Below are 19,895 nucleotides of genomic sequence, written 5' to 3' on the forward strand. Positions count from 1 at the left end.
GCGGTGAGGGTTCCGGCACGGCGAAGGTCAGGCCCCCGTCGCCCCGCGGTACGCCGTGAGCAGCAGTGCCACGTCGTCGGGCCGGTCCTCCGCCCTGTGGGCCGTCCTGACCAACTGGTCGGCGAGCTCCTCCACCGAGTCCTTACCGCTGTGCGCGAGGGTGCGGCGAACCGCCCCGATCCCGGTCTCGATGTCGCTGCCGGGCTGCTCGACCAGCCCGTCGGTGTACAGCGCGAGGACACTGCCGGGCTCCAGGGTGAGCGCCGTGACCGGGTAGAGGGCGTTCGCCTCGACGCCCAGCATCACGCCGCCGACGAGATCCAGGGTCTCGGTACGGCCGTCGGGGTGGCGCAGCAGCGGCGGGGGATGGCCGGCCCGGACCGCGAAAGCACGGCCGGTGTCCGGATCGAGTTCGATGTAGCAGCAGGTGGCGAAGGTGTCCGCCTCCAGATCGGCCAGCAGCCGGTTGGTGTGCGTGATGACCTCCTGCGGCGGGTGCCCGCTGGCGGCGAAGGCGTGCACGGCACTGCGCAACTGCCCCATGACGGCCGCGGCTCCGACACTGTGCCCCTCCACGTCCCCGATCACCAGCGCCACCCCGCGCTCGGTCCTGATCACGTCGTACCAGTCACCGCCGATGGCCATGCCCTGGGTCCCCGGCAGATAGCGGCCGGTACTGACCAGCCCCTCGATCGCGGGCAGCCGGTGCGGCAGCAGCCCCTCCTGCAGACCGCGCGCGACGGCGGACTCCGCGTCGTACAACCGGGCCCGCTCCAGCGCCTGGGCGACCAGTCCGCTCAGCGCGATCAGCGCGGAACGCTCGTCGGGAGTGAACCGGCGGGAGACCTCCCAGCCGAGGATGCAGGAACCGACCGGACGGCCGGACGCGATCAGGGGCAGGAACGACCAGGCCCCCATCCGGTCCAGGGAGATCCCCGGATACGCGCCGCTCAGCGCCTCCGGCGACTCGAAGAACAGCGGGAACCTCGTGGTCAGGGCGTGCACACCGGGCAGCTCCGCGTCGAGGGGGACGCCCTCGAACGCGTCGAGGAAGTCCTTCGGGTAGCCGGACTCCCACAGCAGGTACATCCGCCCCTCGCGGACCGCGTACAGGGCCAGCTCGCGGGCCCCGAACGCGGGCAGCAACTGTTCGGAGACCGCGCGGCACACGTCCCTGACGGTGGCGGCCTCGGTGAGCGTGCTGGCCATCTGCACGACGTGGTACAGCGCCCCCGCGCGGGGTGAGGCGACCGCCTCCGGCGGCGGCACGGCGGAATCCGTGCCGGGCGGGGCGGCCCCCGCCGCGCCTCCGCCGGGGAGCGTTCCGGCTTCGGGCACCGGTCCGGCCGTGGCCCCGGCGGGCGGGCCGGTGCGGAAGACACGGCCGGTCAGACCGTGCACACCGGGGTAGAGCACGAAGCCCAGCCAGACGCCGTCCGGGTCCTGTACCGAATAGGACACCGGCTCCTGCGACAGCATCGCCGCGCGGTAGCGGTCCTCGTAGTGCGGATCGTGCAGCCACGCGATCACCTGCCAGGGAGAGTGGCCGAGCAACTCGTCCCGCTCGCAGCCCAGCAGTTCCACGCAGCGGTGATTGGCATAGGTGACCCGCCCGTCCTGGTCGAGCGAGAACAGACCGTCGGGCAGCCGCTCGGCGGCCTCCGCCGCGGTGACCCCGCCCGTCGCCTCGACGAGCGCCCCCACCAGGAGCCGGCCCGCGGAGCCCGCCCGTACGACATGCCCCCACAGCTCCACCGGCCGGTAGCGGAGCCGGCCGTCCTCCGCGCTCTCGTCCAGCACCCGGAAGTGCCGGGACCCGATCCGCATTCCCGCCCTCGCGTCGCTCCGGCACGCCCGCAGCTCGTGCGCGTCGTCCGGGGCCACCCGGGCCTCGACGCCCGCCATGGTGCCGTCGAAGTCCTCCCGGGCGAGCCCGAGCAGCGCCAGCGCCTCGTCGTCCGCCCACCACCGGCCGCTGTCCAGGTCCCACTCGACCATGCCGAGCCGGAGGGTGTGGGCCGACGGGGCGGGCAGCCGCACGCCGACCGGCCGGCCGTCGTACTCGGTCCGGTACGCCACGGCGTCCGCGGTCGCCTGCGTGCCGGTGTCCGTGACCGTGGGAGCGGAGGCCGGGGCACGCCGGACGAACCCGGTGAGGCGCTCCTCCACGCTCCGCCCCGTGTCGTGCAGCACGCGCGCCACCGCAGCCGCGCCCACCGGTTCCCGGGCCGCCGACCGCAGCACCACCAGGACTCCGACGGTCTCCCCGCCCACTGTCAACGGCTGATGGGCGGAGGCGAACGAGTACGGCAGCGCGGCAGCGAACTGGGGGAAGCGCAGCATCGTCGCCCGCTCGTCCGGCAGCCACAGCCGCCCGCCCGAGCGGTATGCCTCGGCCATCGGCAGCGCGCCGCCCACCGGCACCCGCCACCAGGGCCTCAGCAGCGATCGGGGCACCCCGGCCACCACACACAGCACCAGCGAACGCCGGTCGCGCGACCTCAGGTACACCAGGCCGCCGTACCCTCCGAGGGCCTCGACCGCCGCCACCAAGGGCTGCGCGAGCGCATCCTCGATCCGCCCCGCGTCCCCGGCCCCGCCCGCGGCCGGGCCGAGGCCGTGCCGGTCTCCCGGCCGCTCCCCGGCGGGCACGGCGGCAGCCTCTTCCATCTCGCGTCCTCCCGGTGCGGACGCACAGGACATCGTTCGTTCCCCACCAGGATGTGCCATGCCCGGTGCTCCGGCGCGGCGGGAAACGGCCCCGGGCCCGGTCAGGAGGCGCCCCGGGCATGAACCGGACATGCTGTGGACGTGCTCCGGGCGTGAAACGGGATCCGTCCAGAAGAACGCAACCTTTGGGTGAACCAGGTCGTCTCACCCGATATCAGCAGGATGCAACCCCTGGGGGCAGAAAATCATGCAAACCAGAACCATCTACGTGACCCTGGCACTCGTAGGTGCCGCGCTGAGTACGGCGGTGGCCCCCGCCCTCGCCGCCCCGTCCGCCGCTCCGGCGGCGACGGCCCCGTCGCCTGCCTGCCCCACCGGCTGGGGCAGCCAGGCCAAGAGCGACACGGCCGACACCGCCACGACCACACCGGTCCGCGACGTAAGGACCGGCCGCCACGACTGCTACGACCGGATGGTCGTCGATCTGCCGGGCGCGGGCGGCGGCGGCAGTTCCGGAGCGGTCGGGTACACGGTCCGGTACGTCGACCGGCTGTACCAGGACGGCTCCGGCACGCACGTCCCCGTCACCGGCGGCGCCGTCCTCGAAGTACGGGTGACCGCACCGTCCTACGCCCCCGAGACCGGCGAGCCCACCTACCCCGCCCGCGCCGGACAGCCGCTGCCGGGTGTGAACCCGGCCGGGTACCGCACCTTCAGGGACACCCGGTTCGCCGCCAGCTTCGAGGGCGACACCCAGATCGGGCTCGGCGTGCGCGCCCGGCTGCCGTTCCGGGTGCTGCAGCTCCAGGACCGCCTCGTCATCGACGTCGCCCACAGCTGGACGGGCGCCCGCTGACTTCCCGCACCGCCCGGCCGGAGCGGACGCGGGGGAGGCCCGAAGCCCCGGCTCCGCTCCGGAGCGGCGATTGTCAGTGGGGGATGCCACCCTGCCGGTATGGACGAGCTGGAGTTCATGCGCGGCCGGGTCTACGGGGCGGACCACGACGATCCGGGACCGCGCGACGGGCGGTCGTACGTGGAACTGGCCGGGGGGCCGCTGGACGGCCTGCTGCTGGACGTCACCGACCGTCGCGGGACGGAACTGCGGGACGGTGTCGGACTGCCCACCGAGATAGGGCGCTACGGCGCGGGCGGCCGCGCCGTGTACGTGCCCCGCGCCGGGGACGGGAGGGTGTTCGACTGGAGGGGGGATGTTCCGTGAGGCGTGCCGGGGAGTGAGCCGGGCGCAGTGACCTGGCGGATCGCGGGTACTGGACGGGGAGCGGGCAGGCGTGGGAGCAGGCACAGCTGCGGGGCGCCGGCCGGTCACGCGCCGACCGGTCCTCGCGGGCGCAAGGAGGCGGTGCGAACCATGGGACTCCTCTCGGACAACGGCCGGGTGCTGCGCGACCGGATCGGCGAGGCGATCTTCTCCCGGGTGGCGGGACCGGACGGCCCCGACAACCGCGCCCGCATCCACGGCGCGCCCGGCCCGCGCTGGTTCGGCCCCGAGCGCCCCGTCCGGCAGGTGCACGGGGACGCCTCGATGTTCATCGGCGGGCTGTCGGCGCTGCTGCTCCAGTCGCTCCATCCGCTGGCCATGGCCGCCGTCGCGGGGCACTCGGGGTTCCGTGGCGACCCCTGGGGGCGCCTCCAGCGGACCAGCACCTTCCTCGCCATGACCACCTACGGCCCGGCCGACAGCGCCCAGCGGGCGGTCGACCGGGTACGGGCCGTGCACGCGACGGTGCACGGCACCACCCCCGACGGTCAGGAGTACCGCGCCGCCGACCCCCATCTGCTGTGCTGGGTGCACATCGCGGAGGTCGACTGCTTCCTCCGGGCCCACCAGCGCTTCGGCGCCCGGCCGCTGGATGCCGCCGGCTGCGACGCGTACGTCGAGGACATGGCGCGCATCGCCACCGCGCTCGGCGTGCCCGACCCGCCGGTGAACCGTGCCGAGCTCACCGACCGGCTCGCCGCCTACCGGAGCGAACTGCGCTCCACGCCCGAGGCACGCAGCGTGGCGCGCTTCCTGCTGCTCAACCCGCCCGTGCCGGTTTTCGCCCGGCTGCCGTACGGCGCCCTCGCGGCCGGCGCGGTGTCGCTGCTGCCCCTCTGGGCCTCGCGTGCACTGCGGCTGCCCCGGGTGCCGCCCGCCGAGGGGGTGTTCGTCCGCCCGCTCGGCATCGCCGTCACCGCCGGCATCCGCTGGGCCCTGGCGCCGGGCAAGCCCGCACGGCACGGGCAGCGCGCGCCCGTACCCGGGCGGGGTGCCGACGGCTGACAGGTGTCGGCGCGCCCGCGGACGGGCACTCGGTGCCGGCTGGTGCGCTCGTGCGGCTCCGGTCACGGGAGGTCGTGGTGGCGGTTCGGCAGCATCTGATCAGAACGAGCCCGCAGACGGTCTGGGACGTCCTCGCGGACGGCAGCCGCTATGCGGACTGGGTGGTGGGGACCTCGTCGTCGGAGCCGGTGCGCGGGCAGTGGCCCCGGCTCGGAGCGGCGATCCGGTACGAAGCGCGGCTGGGGCCCGTTCGCCTGTCCAACGAGACCGTCGTCCGGCGCTGTGAGTGGGGCGAGACCCTGGAACTCGAGGCCTGGGCGGGTGCGTTCGGCACGGCGCGGATCGCCGTCGAGCTACGGCCCTGGGGCGGGGAGTGCCTGGTGATCGTGGACGAACACCCCCTGCGGGGCGTCGGCGGCCGAGTGCACAATCTGGTCGTGGAGGCGCTGCTCCAGGTCCGCCACCGTGCCATGCCCGCCAGGCTGGCGGAGCTTTGCGAGACCGAGGCCGCCGAGTGGGAACGCCGTCGCCCGCTCGGCCAGGTCGTCGCGCAGGAACCCGGTCCGAACGGCACCCGCGCCTGACTCCGGGACGCGCCTCGACGCTTCGACTCCCCGGTCGGCCGGGCCGAGCGGGCGGGGCCCGCGGCACCCTCGCCGTCACCGCTCAGAACGAGGGCGGTGACGGCGAGGGTGTCGCGTCGTGCACAGCGCGGTGGACGGCGCGTGCCAACCGTGCTCCCCAGGGGGAGCGGGGCCCGGCGAAGGCGTGCGGCGTCTCGCCGGGGGAGGGGGCGCGGGCGGCGACGCACACCGCGTCGGTGGGGGTGCCGGAACAGTCGTGACCGGCCTCCAAAAGGGCCTGTGTCTTCGCCTCCGTCGCGGTGGCCACCGCGTTGACCAGGGCGGCGTCGGTGAGCGGCACCGGCAGCGCCACCACGATGTTGATCGTGCCCGGCGCCTGCGCGCCGCCCCCCGCAGTCGCCTCCTCGGCCTCGGGGACCGCCGCCCAGCCACGCACGTCGATGCCCGAGGTGACGATCGCCTCCGCGCCGTTGTCGTGCGCGTGGGCGTACGCCGAGACGTCGGCGGCCGTCATCAGACCGACCCCCGGGCCGCGCGCGCCCGCCCCGGCGGCGAGTTCGGCGAGGTGCCGGTCCGGGTCGGTGCGCCCGTAGCCGTGGGAGACCTGGGCGTTGAGGACCCAGCACCGTTCGCCGATGCCGCCGCCCAGCACCGCGCTGCTGATCATCCGCATGCCCGGTCCGGGGGTCCACAGCAGGGCGTGCAGGAGCCCGCCGCCCTCGACACGGGTCAGGCGGCGCGGGCGCAGCAGCCCGGCGGAGGTGCGGGGCGGAGGGAGGACGGCGGTCACCGGACGGAACTCCTCGAGGATCGGGCTGGACCGATCGTATTCCGGTGGGGCCTTCCTGCGGGCAGCGGCCCGGTCAGCGCTCCGCTTCCGCCCCCGGCGCCTCCTCGGCCCGCGGCCCGTGGAAGCAGGCGGTGACCGACTTGCCATGGGGACAGGGACGGCTCTCCCACTCGTCGGCCAGTGCGTCCACGAGGAGCATGCCGCGCCCGCCGGTGCCCTCGAGCCCCGGGCTGCGGCGGGCCGGCAGCTCGGCCGACGTGTCGTGGACGGAGATGTGCAGGCAGTTGTCGTCGCGGGACAGGGTCAGCTGGGCGTTGCTGTGGGCGTGCTTGTGGGCGTTGGTGACCAGCTCCGACACGGTCAGCAGTACGGCGTCCGCCGTCTCGGGCGCCGTGGTGGTCCATCCCAGGGCGTCGAGGTGCTCCCGGGCCCAGTCCCGGGCAGCCTTCACCCCCCCGCCCATCGGCAGGGAACGCGCCCAGCCCACAGCGCGGACCGACGGCTCATCCATGAGGCTCCTTCCTGGTCTTCCTGGTCACCCCCGCGCGGCCCGGGACTTCACGGGCCCGGACCGCTTCGACGGGCGGCACGAGCGGTCAGCGGCGGCGGCCGCCGCGGAGCCTGCCCAGCATCCGCTGGGCCTGCGCCCGGCGCCGGGGATCGGCCGCGGCACGCCGCACCTGCTCCGTCGCGCGCCGTCCCTGAGGGCTGCCGGCGAACCGCTTGATGCGCTCCACGATTCCGGCCATGAGGGGCTCCTTTCCACGGGACCGTTCCCGGTGGCCCGGTCGACCCGGTGGTCACCGGTCGGTCACCGAATATCGTCCTTGCCGGTACGTCCTCCACTTACCCCCTGCGGACGGACTCAGCCCTGCGGCCGGCGGGACGGCCGCCTCACGTCTGCCGCAACGGCTCGTACACCCCCGGCTCGAGCCCGAACGTCCACGCCACTCCCTCCCGGGCCGTCCGCGTCGTCGGCGGTACCCGCAGCCAGTACGTGCGATGGGTACCGTCGGGCTCCGGCGTGGAGTTGACGACCTCCACCATCACCACCGGCTCGTCGCCGTCGAGTTCGACCCGCCAGAGGATGCCCGTCTCGTCCCGGTGCACGGGCTGAGCCCCGGAATCGGCCAGGTAACGGTCGTAGCCGTAGTACTCCAGCATCACCCGGCGCAGCTCGGCGTTCTCCTCAGCACGGATCCGCTCCGGCGTGAGGGTGCGCAGTTCCTCCAGGAAGGCACGCTCCACCGGCATGCCGCGCCAGGCGCACAGGGCGAACCCGTCGGGGAACTCCAGCGCCGGGCCGTCCCCGTGGTCCAGCCGGCCCGCCTCGTCACGGTGCAGGGCGACCGGGCGCTCGCACACCACCGCCACCTTCTCGAAGGGCCACCACCAGCCGGCGCTGCGGCACACCCGGGCCGGCCCGTCGAGCGGGGACGGTCCGTCGGCCTCCAGCGCGGCCAGCCACGGCGCGTCGTGCTGTCCGAGCAACGCGTCCAGCAGGATCAGCCGTATCCCGGTACGGGCGTGTGCGTCGTCGGCCGCGAGATCGTCGAGCACTCCGGTGCGGATCCGGTCCACCAGCGCCTGCGTGGAGTCCCAGAGCGCACCGCCGGTCGCCGACCAGTGCCGCGCCCAGCCCGCCGCACCCAACCGATCGTGCAGACGCGCGCGTTCGGCCGCCCAGGGCGCCGTGCGCACCGCCTCGCGCACGCTCGCCCCGAAGTCCGTGCCCTGCCCCACCAGCGTCACGCCCTCACGCGGCGAGCCGGCCCACACCACCCGCTCCGGCTCCGGCAGCCCGGCCCGCCGGTACGCCAGCCGGACGCCCTCCTCGGCCGCGTCCCGGTCGGCGGGCTCCGCGCTCGCGGCCCACGCCCGCCAGCGCCCCGGGTCCTGTGTGCTGTCCCCGCCCGCCTCCGATGCGAAGGCGCCGGTTCCGGCCGCCGTCCCGTTCGCCCGCTCCGTCGTCGCCGTCGTCATGGTCAACGTCCCCTGTCCGTGCCGCTCGTTCGGTCCGTGCTCTTCGTGCTGCTCGTGCTCCGGGTTCACTTCGTGTTCCTCACGCACTGGTGCCCGTCGTGGTGCTTCTCGCCCGCTCCGCTCAGTCGGCGACGATCCGTACGGAACCGGGGATGTACTCGCGCTGCCGGATCACGCGGTACCACCCCTTGGGCAGCGGGATCGTCGCGTGCTCCTCGTGCACCACCCGGCCGCCCTCGGGCAGATGCAGCAGCAGCGGACCGAAGGGGCCCGGCTCACTCACCAGTTCGCCCTTCCCGACGACCGCGTGCGCATGCCCGGTGACCTCTCCCAGGGCCAGCACCAGCCGGCCCCGGGCGTCACGAGGTTCCCTGGGCGCGTCCGGGACGTGCGCGGGCACCGCCTCCTCTGTGACGGGCACGATCAGCACGTCTCCCTGCCGGTACATGGATCTCCCCTCCACTCCGGCGCACGGTGCTCCGGAGTCCATGCGAGGACCGTACGAGCCACCACTGACAACAGCCCCTGGCCAGGCCCGCCGTCGGGCGGTGTCAGTGGCTGTTGGTAGAACTGCTGCACGCACCGTCGGACGGCTCGCCTCCCGGGTTCCGAGGCGGCGCCGGACCTCCACGCCCTCCGCTCGTTCATCCCCTGTCAGGAGCCGCCCGCATGTCCTACGTCGACCACATCGAGGAGCTGTACGGCCTGAGCGTCTTCCACTTCCCCGGACCGTCCGACACGGCGGTGGAGCTGCCCCGGCCCGACACCGTGGCCTGGCGGGTCGCCGCCACCGGCGCGTACGACGCCGAGGAGGCGTGGGAGGAGACCTTCGCCCGGTTCTGCGCCGAGGTCGACACGACAAAGGTGCGGGCCCTGGTCGTCGGGCCCTGGGAGGACGCGTACGACTCGGCCCCGTCCAAGGTCATGGAGGCGCTGCTGGCCGCGCGTGACCGCCTGCCCGCCCTGCGGGCGCTGTTCCTCGGGGACATCATGTCCGAGGAGTGCGAGATCTCCTGGATCACCCAGACCGACGTCTCCCCCCTGCTGGCCGGCTTTCCCGCCCTGGAGGAGTTCGGGGTGCGGGGCGGCAAGGGGCTGAAGTTCCCCGCCCTGCGTCATGAAGCGCTGCGCGCGCTGGCCCTGGAGTCCGGCGGCCTCCCGGTGGAGGTCGTCCGGGGCGTCGGGGCCAGCGAACTGCCCGCGCTGGAGCACCTCGACCTGTGGCTCGGCACCTCGTGGTACGGCGCCGACAGCGAGGCCGCAGACCTGGGACCGATCCTGTCCGGTGACCGCTTCCCGAGCCTGCGTCACCTCGCCCTGCGCAACAGCGAGATCCAGGACGAGGTCGCCGCCGCCGTGGCCTCCGCCCCGGTGGTCGCCCGCCTCGACGTGCTCGACCTGTCCATGGGCACCCTCAGCGACGAGGGCGCCGTCGCTCTCCTCGGCGGTCAGCCGCTGACCCACCTGAAGAAGCTCGACCTGCACCACAACTACCTCAGCGAACCCGTCCGGCAGCGCCTGACCGAGACCCTCGCGACGGCGGGCGTCGAAATCGACCTGGACCCGGACGGCGCCGAGGAGTACGAGGACGAGGACGAGGGCACCGTCGAGCGTTACGTGTCCGTCGGGGAGTGACGACCGCGTGATGCAGGCCCAGCCGCCAGTACCGGGGCCCGACCGGACCGGACCGACCGCCCCTACGGCCGGCCCGCCCGTGCGCTTCGCCGTCGTGGGCAACCCGGAGAACCGCAGGGTCACCCTCTTCGCCGACGGCGTACGCGCGGCCGGGCTGCCCGCACCGCGCATCGTGCCCTGGGCCGAGGTCCTGCGTGCGGGCGGAGCCGACTTCGCGCCCGGCGAGATCGTCCGGCTCGACTCGCCCGGCGAGAACCCGGAGGTCGACCGGCTGCTGCGGGACACCCGGGACCCCACGAGGGTCGAGGGCTCGGCACGCTGGTACGCGCGGTTCACCCGGGCGGTCCGGGAGCTGCGGGGCGGTGTCCGGCTCGACGACGCCGACGACCTGGCCGTCCTGTTCGACAAGAGGCTCTGCCACGCGACCCTCGCGGCGGCGGACGTCCCCGTGCCCCGGTCACCCACTTCGGGTGCCGGCGCGGTGCCGGTCCGGGGCTGGGACGACGTCCGCGCGGTCATGCGCGAGCACCGGATGCCGAGGCTCTTCGTCAAGCTCGCACACGGTTCCTCGGCCTCCGGTGTACTCGCCGTCGAGTCGTCGGCCGCCGGCCGCATCCGGGCCACCACCTCCGTCGAACTGACTCCGGACGGAGCCCTGTTCAACTCCCTCGAGCTGCGCCGTTACGAACGCGAGCGGGACATCGCCACGATCGTCGACACGCTGGCACCCGACGGCCTGCACCTGGAACGCTGGCTTCCCAAGGCCTCGCTGGGGGGCCGTGCCGCCGATCTGCGGATCGTGGTGGTGGACGGCCGCGCGACCCACGCCGTGGTGCGCACCAGCACCTCGCCGCTGACCAACCTCCACCTCGGCGGAAGCCGCGGCGACCTGGACGCGGTCCGGGACGCCGTACAGGCGGGGGGCGGACGGTGGTCCGACGTCCTCGCCGTGTGCGAGCGGGCGGCGGCCTGCTTCCCGCGCACCCTGTGCGTGGGCGTCGACCTGCTCCCGGCCATCGGATGGCGCCGGTTCGCGGTCGGCGAGGTCAACGCCTTCGGTGACCTGCTGCCCCGCCTCACGGGCCTGCCGGGCAGCGGAGCGGAGGGCCTCGACACCTACGCGGCCCAGATCGCCGCCGTCCTGCACCGCACCGGTACCGAAGACGGCCCGCAGCGGCCGGGCCACCGGCACCCGCACCACTCCCAGCAGCACTCGCACGACCCGCACAGAACAGGAACCACCGATGCCAGCGCCTGACCCGACGCCCCCCGCGTCCGCCCCGCGCGACCCGCAGGCCGCCGGCCCCGGCACACCCACCGCCTCCCCGGCGCCCCGGCAGCCGGACCGGTACGGGCCCGAGACGAGCAAGCCCGACATGAACGAGATCGTCGGCAGCCACGACATCCTGCTCGTCACGCTCGACACCCTCCGCCACGACGTCGCCGCCGAACTCGCCGCCACCGGCCGCACCCCGAACCTCGCCCGTCTGCTGCCCGGCGGCCGCTGGGAGGAGCGGCACGCCCCGGGCAGCTTCACCTACGCCTCGCACCAGGCGATCTTCGCCGGCTTCCTGCCGACGCCCGCCACCCCCGGCCCGCACCCCCGCCTGTTCGCGGCCCGCTTCGCCGGCAGCGAGACCACGGCCGACGGCACCTTCGTGTACGACACCCCGGACCTGGTGTCGGGCCTGGCGAAGGAGGGCTACCGCACGGTGTGCGTCGGCGGAGTCGGCTTCTTCAACCGGCAGGGCCCCCTCGGCTCGGTACTCCCCGGCATGTTCCAGGAGTCCCACTGGGAACCGGAGTTCGGCGTCGCCTCACCCACCTCCTTCGAGGCCCAGGTGACCCGCGCGGAGGAAGTCGTACGGGAACTGCCCGACGAGCAGCGCCTGTTCCTCTTCGTCAACGTGGCCGCACTGCACCAGCCCAACTGGTTCCACCTGCCCGGCGCCACCCCGGCCGACGGCGACAGCCGCGCGACGCACGCCGCCGCCCTGGAGTACGTCGACCGGCACATCGGCCGCCTCTTCGCCGCCGCGAGCAGCAGGCGCCGCTGCTTCGCCGTCGTCTGCTCCGACCACGGCACCGCGTACGGCGACGACGGCTACACCGGCCACCGCATCGGCCACCCGTCCGTGTGGACCGTGCCCTACGCCCACTTCTTCCTGGGCCACACCCCTGCCGAGGCCGCCCGATGACCACCGCCACCAGCCCCCACTCCCGCATCACCGGCACACACCCGGCGAGCCCCTACCAGAGCTACGTCTACGCCTACCCGCACAAGACCGCCTACCGGCAGCTCCCCGACCGTCCGCTCCTGCGCGACCTGTGGGCCGCCGAACCCAAGGACGCCCTCTCCCTCTACCTCCACATCCCGTTCTGCGAGGTCCGCTGCGGCTTCTGCAACCTCTTCACCCGCATCGGCGCCCCGGACGGCCTCACCGGCGCCTACCTGGACGCCCTGGACCGGCAGGCGGGTGCCGTGCGGGAGGCCCTGGGCGAGCAGGACGGCATCCGCTTCGCCACGGCGGCCTTCGGCGGCGGCACCCCCACCTTCCTCACCGCCGCCGAACTCGAGCGCCTCTGCGACATCGCCGAACACCGCATAGGCGCCGACCTGCGGGCCGTCCCCCTGTCCGTGGAGGCCTCGCCCGCCACGGCCACCGCCGACCGGCTGGAGGTCCTCGCCGCGCGCGGCACCACCCGGCTGAGCCTCGGCGTCCAGAGCTTCGACGACGCCGAGGCCCGCGCCGCCGTCCGGCCACAGCGCCGCGCCGACGTCGAGGCGGCCCTCGGCCGCGTCCGCGACGCCCGGATCCCCGTCCTCAACATCGACCTGATCTACGGCATCGACGGCCAGACCGAGCGGACCTGGCTGCGCTCCCTGGACGCCGCACTGGCCTGGCACCCCGAGGAGCTCTACCTCTACCCGCTCTACATACGCCCCCTGACCGGCCTCGGCCGCCGCGCGGCGGCCACCGACCCGGCCTGGGACGAGCAGCGGCTGCTCCTGTACCGGCTGGGCCGCGACCACCTCCTCGCCCGCGGCTACACCCAGCAGTCCATGCGCATGTTCCGCCGGACCGACGCCCCGCCGCAGGGCGCCGACGACTACGCCTGCCAGACCGACGGCATGATCGGCCTCGGCTGCGGCGCCCGCTCGTACACCGCCGGCCTGCACTACTCCTTCGACTACGCCGTCGGCATGCACGAGATCCGCGGCATCATCGACGACTACGTCTCCCGCCCGGCCGCCGACTTCGCCCACGCCGAGTACGGCCGGGTCATCGACACCGACGAGGCCCGCCGCCGGCACCTCATCCAGTCCCTGCTCCAGGCGGACGGCCTCGACACCGCCGACTACCGGACCCGGTTCGGCAGCACGCCCCGGGACGACTTCGGCACCGAACTGTCCCGGTTCGCCGAGCGCGGCTGGCTGGCGGACGACGGCCCGCACGCCCCGGCGCTGCGGCTGACCCCGGAAGGGCTCGCCCACTCCGACGCCATCGGTCCGGAGCTGTTCTCGCCGTCCGTCCGGGCCGCCATGGCCGCCTACGAGCGGAAGTGAGACCCGCCCCGTGAACCGCCCCGTGACCGGATCCATCACCGGCTCCCCGACCGGCCCCATGGACCTGACCGTGCTCTACCGAGGCCCGCTCGCCTCGTGCGACTACGACTGCCCGTACTGCCCCTTCGCCAAGCGCCGCGACAGCCGGGAGCAACTGCGCGCCGACCGAGCCGCCCTGGAGCGGTTCACCCACTGGGCCACCGCGCAGACCGGCGACCGCCTCTCCCTCCTCTTCACCCCCTGGGGCGAGGGTCTGGTCCGCTCCTGGTACCGGCGTGCCCTGACGGAACTCTCCCACCGGCCGCACATCCGGCGGGTCGCCATCCAGACCAACCTCAGCTGCCGCACCGACTGGCTCGCCGACGCCGACCTCGACACCCTCGCCCTGTGGTGCACCTACCATCCGGGGCAGACCCCGTACGACCGCTTCTCGGCCAAGTGCCGGGAACTGGCCCGCCTCGGTGTCCGGTTCAGCGTCGGCATCGTCGGCCTGCCCGAGCACCTGGAAGCGGCCCGGCGGCTGCGCGCGGGACTGCCGGACCAGGTGTACCTGTGGGTCAACGCCGCCGAGGGCCACACCTACGACGACGCGGAGGCCGAGGTGTGGACCGCGCTGGACCCGCTCTTCCCCTACAGCCGCCGTCCCCACGCCAGCGCGGGCGCGCCCTGCCGCACCGGGGAGTCCGTGATCTCCGTCGACGGCGAGGGCACGGTCCGCCGCTGCCACTTCGTCCCCGACGAGCTGGGCAACCTCTACGACGGCAGCTACCGGGCGGCCCTGGAGCCGCGGGCCTGCCCCCTCACCAGTTGCGACTGTCACATCGGCTATGTCCACCTGGAGACGCTGCCGCTGTACGACGTCTTCGCGGGCGGTGTCCTGGAACGCATCCCGGTGTCGCCCGCGGGGCGGGACTTCCGCGACCGGGCGGGTTTGCCGAGGAGTTCAGCGGCAAGTCGGTGTCCATGAGTGAACAGAACAAGAGCGCGAATCAGAAGACCACCTCCACCCGGACCGCCACGTCCAAGGCCCGGAACGCCACGGAGAAGGCGACCGCTCCCGCGGAGCGGGCGGCCGGTGGCGCCGCCACCAAGGCGGGTGACGCGGCGTCAGCGGCCAAGTCGGGTGCCGAGCGCGCGGCCGGAGTGGCGAACGGTGCCGTGCAGAGCGCGGCCAAGGGCGTCGAGGCGGGCCGCCGGGCGGTCGTCGCCACCTCGGGTCAGGTCGCCGCCACCGCCGTGACCGCCTGGACGGTCCTCACCAACCGCAAGCTCGTCGCCGCCGGCGTCGGCGCGGGCCTGACCGTGCTGAGCGCCGCGTCCTACGCGGTGGGGCGCCGCGCGGAACGCCACAGCCACGGTCCTCTCACACGGATGACCGGCGGACGCATCTGACCCGGGACGGCGCGGGGCCGGGCGGTTCCACTCGCGCGGTGCGGCCTCGAAGAGGAAGGATGTGTCCGCAAGCGCAGAATCAATCCCTGCCAAGGAGTGGGCACATGCAGCACGAGCGAGCGGGCGGCCCGGCCCGCCCCGAGGATCTCGTCGACGTCGCTCGGCTGGTCACGGCGTACTACGCGGTGCACCCGGACCCCCAGGACGCGGCACAGCGTGTCGCGTTCGGGACGTCGGGGCACCGGGGGTCGTCCCTGGCGGGCGCGTTCAACGAGGACCACATCGCCGCGACCAGCCAGGCCATCTGCGAGTACCGCGCCGGCCGGGGCACCGACGGCCCGCTCTTCCTGGGCGCCGACACCCACGCGCTGTCCGAGCCCGCGCGGGTCACCGCCCTGGAGGTGTTCGCGGCCAACGGAGTCACGGTGCTCATCGACAGCGCCGACGGCTACACGCCGACCCCCGCGGTCTCGCACGCGATCCTCACCCACAACCGCGGACGCACCACCGGCCTAGCGGACGGCGTCGTCGTCACCCCGTCCCACAACCCGCCCGCCGACGGCGGCTTCAAGTACAACCCGCCCAGCGGCGGCCCCGCGGGCTCGGAGGCGACCGGCTGGATCCAGGACCGCGCCAACGACATCATCCGGGGCGGCCTCAAGGACGTCCGGCGCATCCCCCACGCCCGCGCCCTCACCGCCCCCGGCACCGGCCGCTACGACTTCCTCGGCACCTACGTCGCCGACCTGCCGAGCGTGCTGGACCTGGAGGCGATCCGTACGGCAGGCGTCCGTATCGGGGCCGACCCGCTGGGCGGGGCCTCCGTCGCCTACTGGGGCCGGATCGCCGAACAGCACGGCATCGACCTCACGGTGGTCAACCCCCTCACCGATCCCACCTGGCGGTTCATGACCCTGGACTGGGACGGCAAGATCCGTATGGACTGCTCGTCTCCGCACGCCATGGCGTCCCTCATCGAGCGGCGCGACCGCTTCGACATCGCCACCGGCAACGACGCGGACGCCGACCGGCACGGCATCGTCACCCCGGACGCCGGCCTGATGAACCCGAACCACTACCTCGCCACGGCCATCCAGTACCTCTACGCGCACCGCGAGCAGTGGCCCGCCGGGGCCGGTGTCGGCAAGACGCTGGTGTCCTCCGCGATGATCGACCGGGTCGCCGCCGACCTGAAGCGCGAACTGGTCGAGGTGCCCGTCGGCTTCAAGTGGTTCGTCGACGGACTGGAGAGCGGCACCCTCGGCTTCGGCGGTGAGGAGTCCGCCGGCGCCTCCTTCCTGCGCCGCGACGGCTCGGTGTGGACCACCGACAAGGACGGCATCCTCCTCGCGCTGCTCGCCTCCGAGATCACCGCGGTCACCGGGAAGACGCCCTCCGAGCACTACGCCGGGCTCACCGCCCGCTTCGGCGAGCCCGCCTACGAGCGGATCGACGCCCCGGCGACCCGGGAGGAGAAGGCCCGCCTGGCGAAGCTCTCTCCCGCGCAGGTCACCGCCGACACCCTCGCCGGGGAGGCGGTCACCGCGGTGCTCACCGAGGCACCCGGCAACGGCGCGTCCATCGGCGGCATCAAGGTGACCACGGCCAACGCCTGGTTCGCGGCCCGCCCCTCGGGCACCGAGGACGTGTACAAGATCTACGCCGAGTCCTTCCAGGGCCCCGGCCACCTCCGCCGGGTGCAGGAGGAGGCCAGGACGGTGGTGCTGTCGGCACTGGGCGGCTGACCGGCTCCGTACCGCCCGGCTGCCGCTGGTCGCCCGGCGCGGGTCCGCCGCCGGCCGGGGGCGCGGCCGGGCCGCGTGTCCCGCCCGGCGTGCGGGGCCGGCGGTGCATCAGCCCGCCTGTACCGCCGGCGTGGCCGGGGACGGGGAGGTGAGACCGGACGGGACGGACGTCGCCGTGGGCAGATCGGCGGGGACGTCCTCCGACTGCTGCAGCACCGTGTCGGCGGGTCCCTGGTCCGGGCTGCCCGCGCCGGTGGACAGCTGGGACCAGGCGCCCAGGACCAGTGCGATCGCGGCGGCCGTGCCGATGACCCGGCAGACCCGGCGCGCCCTGGCCCGCCCGTCCAGGTTCCGCCACGACGGGCCCTCCCACGGGTCGTCGGGGTGCCACAGGTCACCGACGGCGCCGGTGGTGTCGGTGACCCGACCCTCCGTGCGGTCGCGTGCGTCCGTGGCGGCCGGCTGCGGCTGCCGTCCCGACGCCCGCTGCAGGGCGGAGGGTTCGACGGGGGCGGTGGCGCGGATGGCGCGCTCGTTGTCCGTGAGGAACCGGTGCCAGACCTCGTCCGGCACCGACGGCGTCCTGTCCCTGTCCTCCGGCGTCTCGCCGTCAGGTCGCTGCGCGGTCACGTCCGTTCGTTCCTCTCCGGTGAGGGAGCCCGTCGAACACACCTCAGCTCACTCGCACCAGGACCCCGGGCAGGATCATCCCACAGCACGAAAACGTCGGGCCAGGGGCCCGGAGCCCCGGATGTCGCCGTCCGGGCCGGGGGACTCGATTGCACAGAGGTCCGAGGTGGAGGCCGGAACGTGCCCACGACCCTTGCCCGGTCCAACGGTGGGGGAGGGGCGTCCGCGGAGGAACCGGGCGGCTCCCGAGTGCCTCGACACCGCTGGAGCAGGTCATGACCGACGAGAAACCGCCATCGAGCCGGACGGTGCTGCCCCGGACGCCGTTCGTGGTGATGGCAGTGATCGCGATCATGGACGTCCTGGCCGGACCAGGGGTGGGCCTGCTGCCCCTGGTGGCGGTCGGCCCCGCCTTCGCCGGACCCGTCGGCGGCCGGCGGCGTACCGCGGCGATCGGCGTACTGGCCCTGCCGCTGGGCCCGGCCGCGCACGGCACCGAAGGGCCGGAGCCCTTCACGGTGGCGTTCGGGCCCGGCGAGCACCTGCTGCTGTACACCGACGGAGTCACGGAGGCGCGTGACGAGGAGGGCCGCTTCTGTCCGCTGGGCGGGCGCACCCGTCTGCTGAAGGAGCCCGGCATGCACCGCGCCTTCGATGCCCTGCGCGAGGATCTGGTCCGGCACGCCGGTGGGCCGCCCCCGGTGACGACGCCGCGATGCTCCTGCTGCGTCACCACCGGCACGGCGACAGGCACCCCCCCGCACGGCGGCTGAGCCGCGGCTCCGGCGGCGCGCGGGCCTGACGAGGGCGAGGGCAGGAGTGAGGGCGAGGTACAAAGGATCCATGCCGGAGCGTGAGGTTCCCGCCGGGACGGGTGACGACGTCGACGCCGTCACCCGTGCGGTCCTGACCGCCTCACGGTTGCTCGCAGCGGTCTCCGCGCGGTCCCTGGGCGCGGTCGGGGGCCGGGTGACCCTGCCGCAGTTCCGGATGCTGGTGGTCCTGTCCACCCGCGGCGACACCAAGCTGGTCGCCCTCGCCGGGCTGCTCCACGTCACCCCGTCCACCGCGATGCGCATGGTGGACCGGCTGATCGCGGCCGGACTCGCCGTACGGCACACCAACCAGGCCAACCGCCGCGAGACCCTGCTGCGACTGACCGACGAGGGCCGGCGGACCGTCGAGAACGTCACCGCGCGGCGCCGCGCCGAGATCGCCGCCATCGTCGAACGGCTCACCCCCGGGGAACGCGTGGCGCTCGTCGAAGCACTCACCGCGTTCAACGAGGCAGGCGGCGAGCCACCGGCTCCGGACGCCCCGGAGGACCCGCAGCTCCCGAAGGGCCCCCACCTCCCGGACGGCCCGCAGCTCCGTCCGCCCGGCCCGTCTGCCGAGGACGGGGACGCCCCGCGGAAGTGATCCGGCCGCAGCGCCGATTTGCCGAAGCGGCAACAGCGCTCCACCTCTACCCGCTCCTGCCTCCATGCTCGGAGCACGGTCCCGGTACGGGACGGATCACGAGTCACGGGAGCACGTATGCCACCGCAGCAGCGCCGGCACGACACCACCCACCGGCTGGTCCCCTCGCCCGCGGGCCGCATCCACCTGGTGGAGCAGGGCACCGGCCCGCTGGTCCTGCTCGTACACGGATTCCCCGAGTTCTGGTACTCCTGGCGCCACCAACTGCCCGCCCTGGCGGCGGCCGGGTACCGCGCGGTGGCCGTCGACGTCCGCGGCTACGGCCGTTCCTCCCGCCCCACCGCCACGGACGCCTACCGCATGACGGAACTGGTGGCGGACAACGTCGCGGTCGTGCACGCCCTGGGGGAGCGGTCCGCCGTGATCGTCGGACATGACTGGGGATCGACGATCGCCGCCGGCTCCGCCCTGCTCAGGCCGGACGTCTTCCGCGCGGTGGGCATGCTCGGCGTGCCCTACGCCCCGCCCGGCGGCCCGAGGCCGAGCACCGTCTTCGCCTCGATGGGCGGCGACGAGGAGTTCTACGTCTCCCGCTTCCAGGAGCCCGGCCGCGCCGAGGCCGAGATCGAACCGGACGTACGCGGCTGGCTGGCCGGCTTCTACGCGGCGCTGTCCGCCGACACCATGTCCGCTCCGGACGCCCCGGGACCGTACTTCGTGAGTCCGGGCGGCACCCTGCGCGACCGGTTCCCCACCGGCCGCCGGCCCGCCTGGCTCGGTGAGACCGAACTCGACGTCTACGCCGCGGAGTTCGAACGCACCGGCATGAGTGGAGCCCTGGCCCGCTACCGGAACATGGACCGCGACTGGGAGGACCTCGCCGGCCACACCGGCGCGCCCCTCACCCAGCCGTCCCTGTTCATCGGCGGTGCCCTGGACGCGTCCACGGCCTGGATGGGCGACGCCATCAAGGCCTTTCCCAGCACGCTCCCCGGGCTGTGGTCCTCCCGCATCCTCGACGGCTGCGGCCACTGGGTCCAGCAGGAACGGCCCGAGGAGACCAACGCGATCCTCACGGACTGGCTCGCGGCACTGCCCGCCGCCTGAGAGCGGGGTGTGCCGCAGCGCACCGGAGCGAGCGGCCGGGCTTCAAATATGCATGCTAAATTCCTATTTCGGGGATCCTGCGCAC

General features: G+C 74.0%; 20 protein-coding genes and 1 pseudogene. 14 read left to right on the forward strand and 7 right to left on the reverse strand.

The annotated features are described in order from the left end of the window. Positions 1-27: 27 nt before the first annotated feature. Positions 28-2,670 carry a SpoIIE family protein phosphatase gene (locus tag ACIF80_RS21680; RefSeq protein WP_399806975.1) on the reverse strand — a complete coding sequence of 881 codons (2,643 nt, stop codon included), beginning with the start codon at positions 2,668-2,670 and terminating at the stop codon, positions 28-30. Between the two features lie 247 nt (positions 2,671-2,917). On the opposite strand from ACIF80_RS21680, the gene ACIF80_RS21685 reads away from it, so the two are divergent. The 4 genes from ACIF80_RS21685 (at position 2,918) to ACIF80_RS21700 (ending at position 5,541) form a co-directional block, all read left to right on the forward strand. Beyond that, on the forward strand, positions 2,918-3,526 hold the full coding sequence (locus ACIF80_RS21685; protein ID WP_399806977.1) for a hypothetical protein: 609 nt from the start codon (positions 2,918-2,920) through the stop codon (positions 3,524-3,526). 99 nt (positions 3,527-3,625) lie between these two features. Beyond that, positions 3,626-3,892 carry a hypothetical protein gene (locus ACIF80_RS21690; protein ID WP_399806979.1) on the forward strand — a complete coding sequence of 89 codons (267 nt, stop codon included), beginning with the start codon at positions 3,626-3,628 and terminating at the stop codon, positions 3,890-3,892. A gap of 150 nt (positions 3,893-4,042) precedes the next feature. Next, a complete protein-coding gene (locus ACIF80_RS21695; protein WP_399806982.1) occupies positions 4,043-4,957 on the forward strand; it encodes an oxygenase MpaB family protein in 915 nt (304 codons plus the stop codon). A gap of 77 nt (positions 4,958-5,034) precedes the next feature. After that, positions 5,035-5,541, forward strand: a complete 507-nt coding sequence (locus ACIF80_RS21700; protein ID WP_399806985.1) for an SRPBCC family protein — start codon at positions 5,035-5,037, stop codon at positions 5,539-5,541. An 82-nt stretch (positions 5,542-5,623) separates the two neighbouring features. On the opposite strand, the gene ACIF80_RS21705 is transcribed toward ACIF80_RS21700, so the two are convergent. The 5 genes from ACIF80_RS21705 to ACIF80_RS21725 form a co-directional block, all read right to left on the reverse strand. Further along, entirely contained in the window at positions 5,624-6,331 is a 708-nt protein-coding gene (locus ACIF80_RS21705; RefSeq protein ID WP_399806988.1) for an adenosylcobinamide amidohydrolase, read from the reverse strand. Positions 6,332-6,404: 73 nt separating this feature from the next. After that, positions 6,405-6,842, reverse strand: a complete 438-nt coding sequence (locus tag ACIF80_RS21710) for an ATP-binding protein (RefSeq protein WP_399806990.1) — start codon at positions 6,840-6,842, stop codon at positions 6,405-6,407. Positions 6,843-6,927: 85 nt separating this feature from the next. After that, positions 6,928-7,080, reverse strand: coding sequence for a hypothetical protein (locus tag ACIF80_RS21715; protein ID WP_107097835.1), 153 nt, complete (start codon positions 7,078-7,080; stop codon positions 6,928-6,930). Between the two features lie 145 nt (positions 7,081-7,225). Further along, positions 7,226-8,314 carry a DUF6745 domain-containing protein gene (locus tag ACIF80_RS21720; protein WP_399807534.1) on the reverse strand — a complete coding sequence of 363 codons (1,089 nt, stop codon included), beginning with the start codon at positions 8,312-8,314 and terminating at the stop codon, positions 7,226-7,228. 121 nt (positions 8,315-8,435) lie between these two features. Then, positions 8,436-8,762, reverse strand: coding sequence for a hypothetical protein (locus ACIF80_RS21725; protein WP_399806993.1), 327 nt, complete (start codon positions 8,760-8,762; stop codon positions 8,436-8,438). A 221-nt stretch (positions 8,763-8,983) separates the two neighbouring features. On the opposite strand from ACIF80_RS21725, the gene ACIF80_RS21730 reads away from it, so the two are divergent. The 7 genes from ACIF80_RS21730 to pgm all read left to right on the forward strand — a co-directional run bounded on the left by ACIF80_RS21730 (position 8,984) and on the right by pgm (position 16,654). Further along, positions 8,984-9,949 (forward strand): STM4015 family protein, encoded by a 966-nt coding sequence (locus ACIF80_RS21730; protein WP_399806996.1) that lies wholly within the window; start codon positions 8,984-8,986, stop codon positions 9,947-9,949. 10 nt (positions 9,950-9,959) lie between these two features. Then, on the forward strand, positions 9,960-11,207 hold the full coding sequence (locus ACIF80_RS21735) for an STM4014 family protein (protein WP_399807536.1): 1,248 nt from the start codon (positions 9,960-9,962) through the stop codon (positions 11,205-11,207). Positions 11,208-11,325: 118 nt separating this feature from the next. Beyond that, the gene (locus tag ACIF80_RS21740; protein ID WP_399807538.1) at positions 11,326-12,147 is read left to right on the forward strand and encodes an STM4013/SEN3800 family hydrolase; all 822 of its coding nucleotides are present in this window, start codon (positions 11,326-11,328) and stop codon (positions 12,145-12,147) included. After that, complete coding sequence (locus ACIF80_RS21745; protein WP_399806999.1) at positions 12,144-13,517, forward strand: STM4012 family radical SAM protein; 1,374 nt, start codon at positions 12,144-12,146, stop codon at positions 13,515-13,517. Before ACIF80_RS21740 ends, ACIF80_RS21745 begins: the two co-directional genes overlap by 4 nt. Positions 13,518-13,575: 58 nt before the next feature. Continuing rightward, positions 13,576-14,484, forward strand: a complete 909-nt coding sequence (locus ACIF80_RS21750) for an STM4011 family radical SAM protein (protein WP_399807541.1) — start codon at positions 13,576-13,578, stop codon at positions 14,482-14,484. Beyond that, entirely contained in the window at positions 14,481-14,909 is a 429-nt protein-coding gene (locus tag ACIF80_RS21755) for a hypothetical protein (RefSeq protein WP_399807001.1), read from the forward strand. The genes ACIF80_RS21750 and ACIF80_RS21755 overlap by 4 nt, the downstream gene beginning before the upstream one ends. Positions 14,910-15,013: 104 nt before the next feature. Continuing rightward, positions 15,014-16,654, forward strand: coding sequence for a phosphoglucomutase (alpha-D-glucose-1,6-bisphosphate-dependent) (gene pgm / locus ACIF80_RS21760; protein WP_399807004.1), 1,641 nt, complete (start codon positions 15,014-15,016; stop codon positions 16,652-16,654). A 108-nt stretch (positions 16,655-16,762) separates the two neighbouring features. On the opposite strand, the gene ACIF80_RS21765 is transcribed toward pgm, so the two are convergent. Continuing rightward, entirely contained in the window at positions 16,763-17,284 is a 522-nt protein-coding gene (locus tag ACIF80_RS21765; protein ID WP_399807006.1) for a hypothetical protein, read from the reverse strand. A gap of 464 nt (positions 17,285-17,748) precedes the next feature. Between ACIF80_RS21765 and ACIF80_RS21770 the strand changes: the two are divergent. The 3 genes and pseudogenes from ACIF80_RS21770 to ACIF80_RS21780 all read left to right on the forward strand — a co-directional run. After that, positions 17,749-18,086, forward strand: a pseudogene (locus ACIF80_RS21770) (SpoIIE family protein phosphatase); the annotation flags it as partial. Positions 18,087-18,127: 41 nt separating this feature from the next. Beyond that, positions 18,128-18,703 (forward strand): MarR family winged helix-turn-helix transcriptional regulator, encoded by a 576-nt coding sequence (locus ACIF80_RS21775; RefSeq protein ID WP_399807008.1) that lies wholly within the window; start codon positions 18,128-18,130, stop codon positions 18,701-18,703. A 117-nt stretch (positions 18,704-18,820) separates the two neighbouring features. After that, positions 18,821-19,810 (forward strand): alpha/beta fold hydrolase, encoded by a 990-nt coding sequence (locus tag ACIF80_RS21780; RefSeq protein WP_399807010.1) that lies wholly within the window; start codon positions 18,821-18,823, stop codon positions 19,808-19,810. The last annotated feature ends 85 nt before the right edge of the window (positions 19,811-19,895 follow it).

It is taken from the genome of Streptomyces sp. NPDC085927 (genome assembly GCF_044540975.1).
Classification (GTDB): domain Bacteria; phylum Actinomycetota; class Actinomycetes; order Streptomycetales; family Streptomycetaceae; genus Streptomyces; species Streptomyces hirsutus.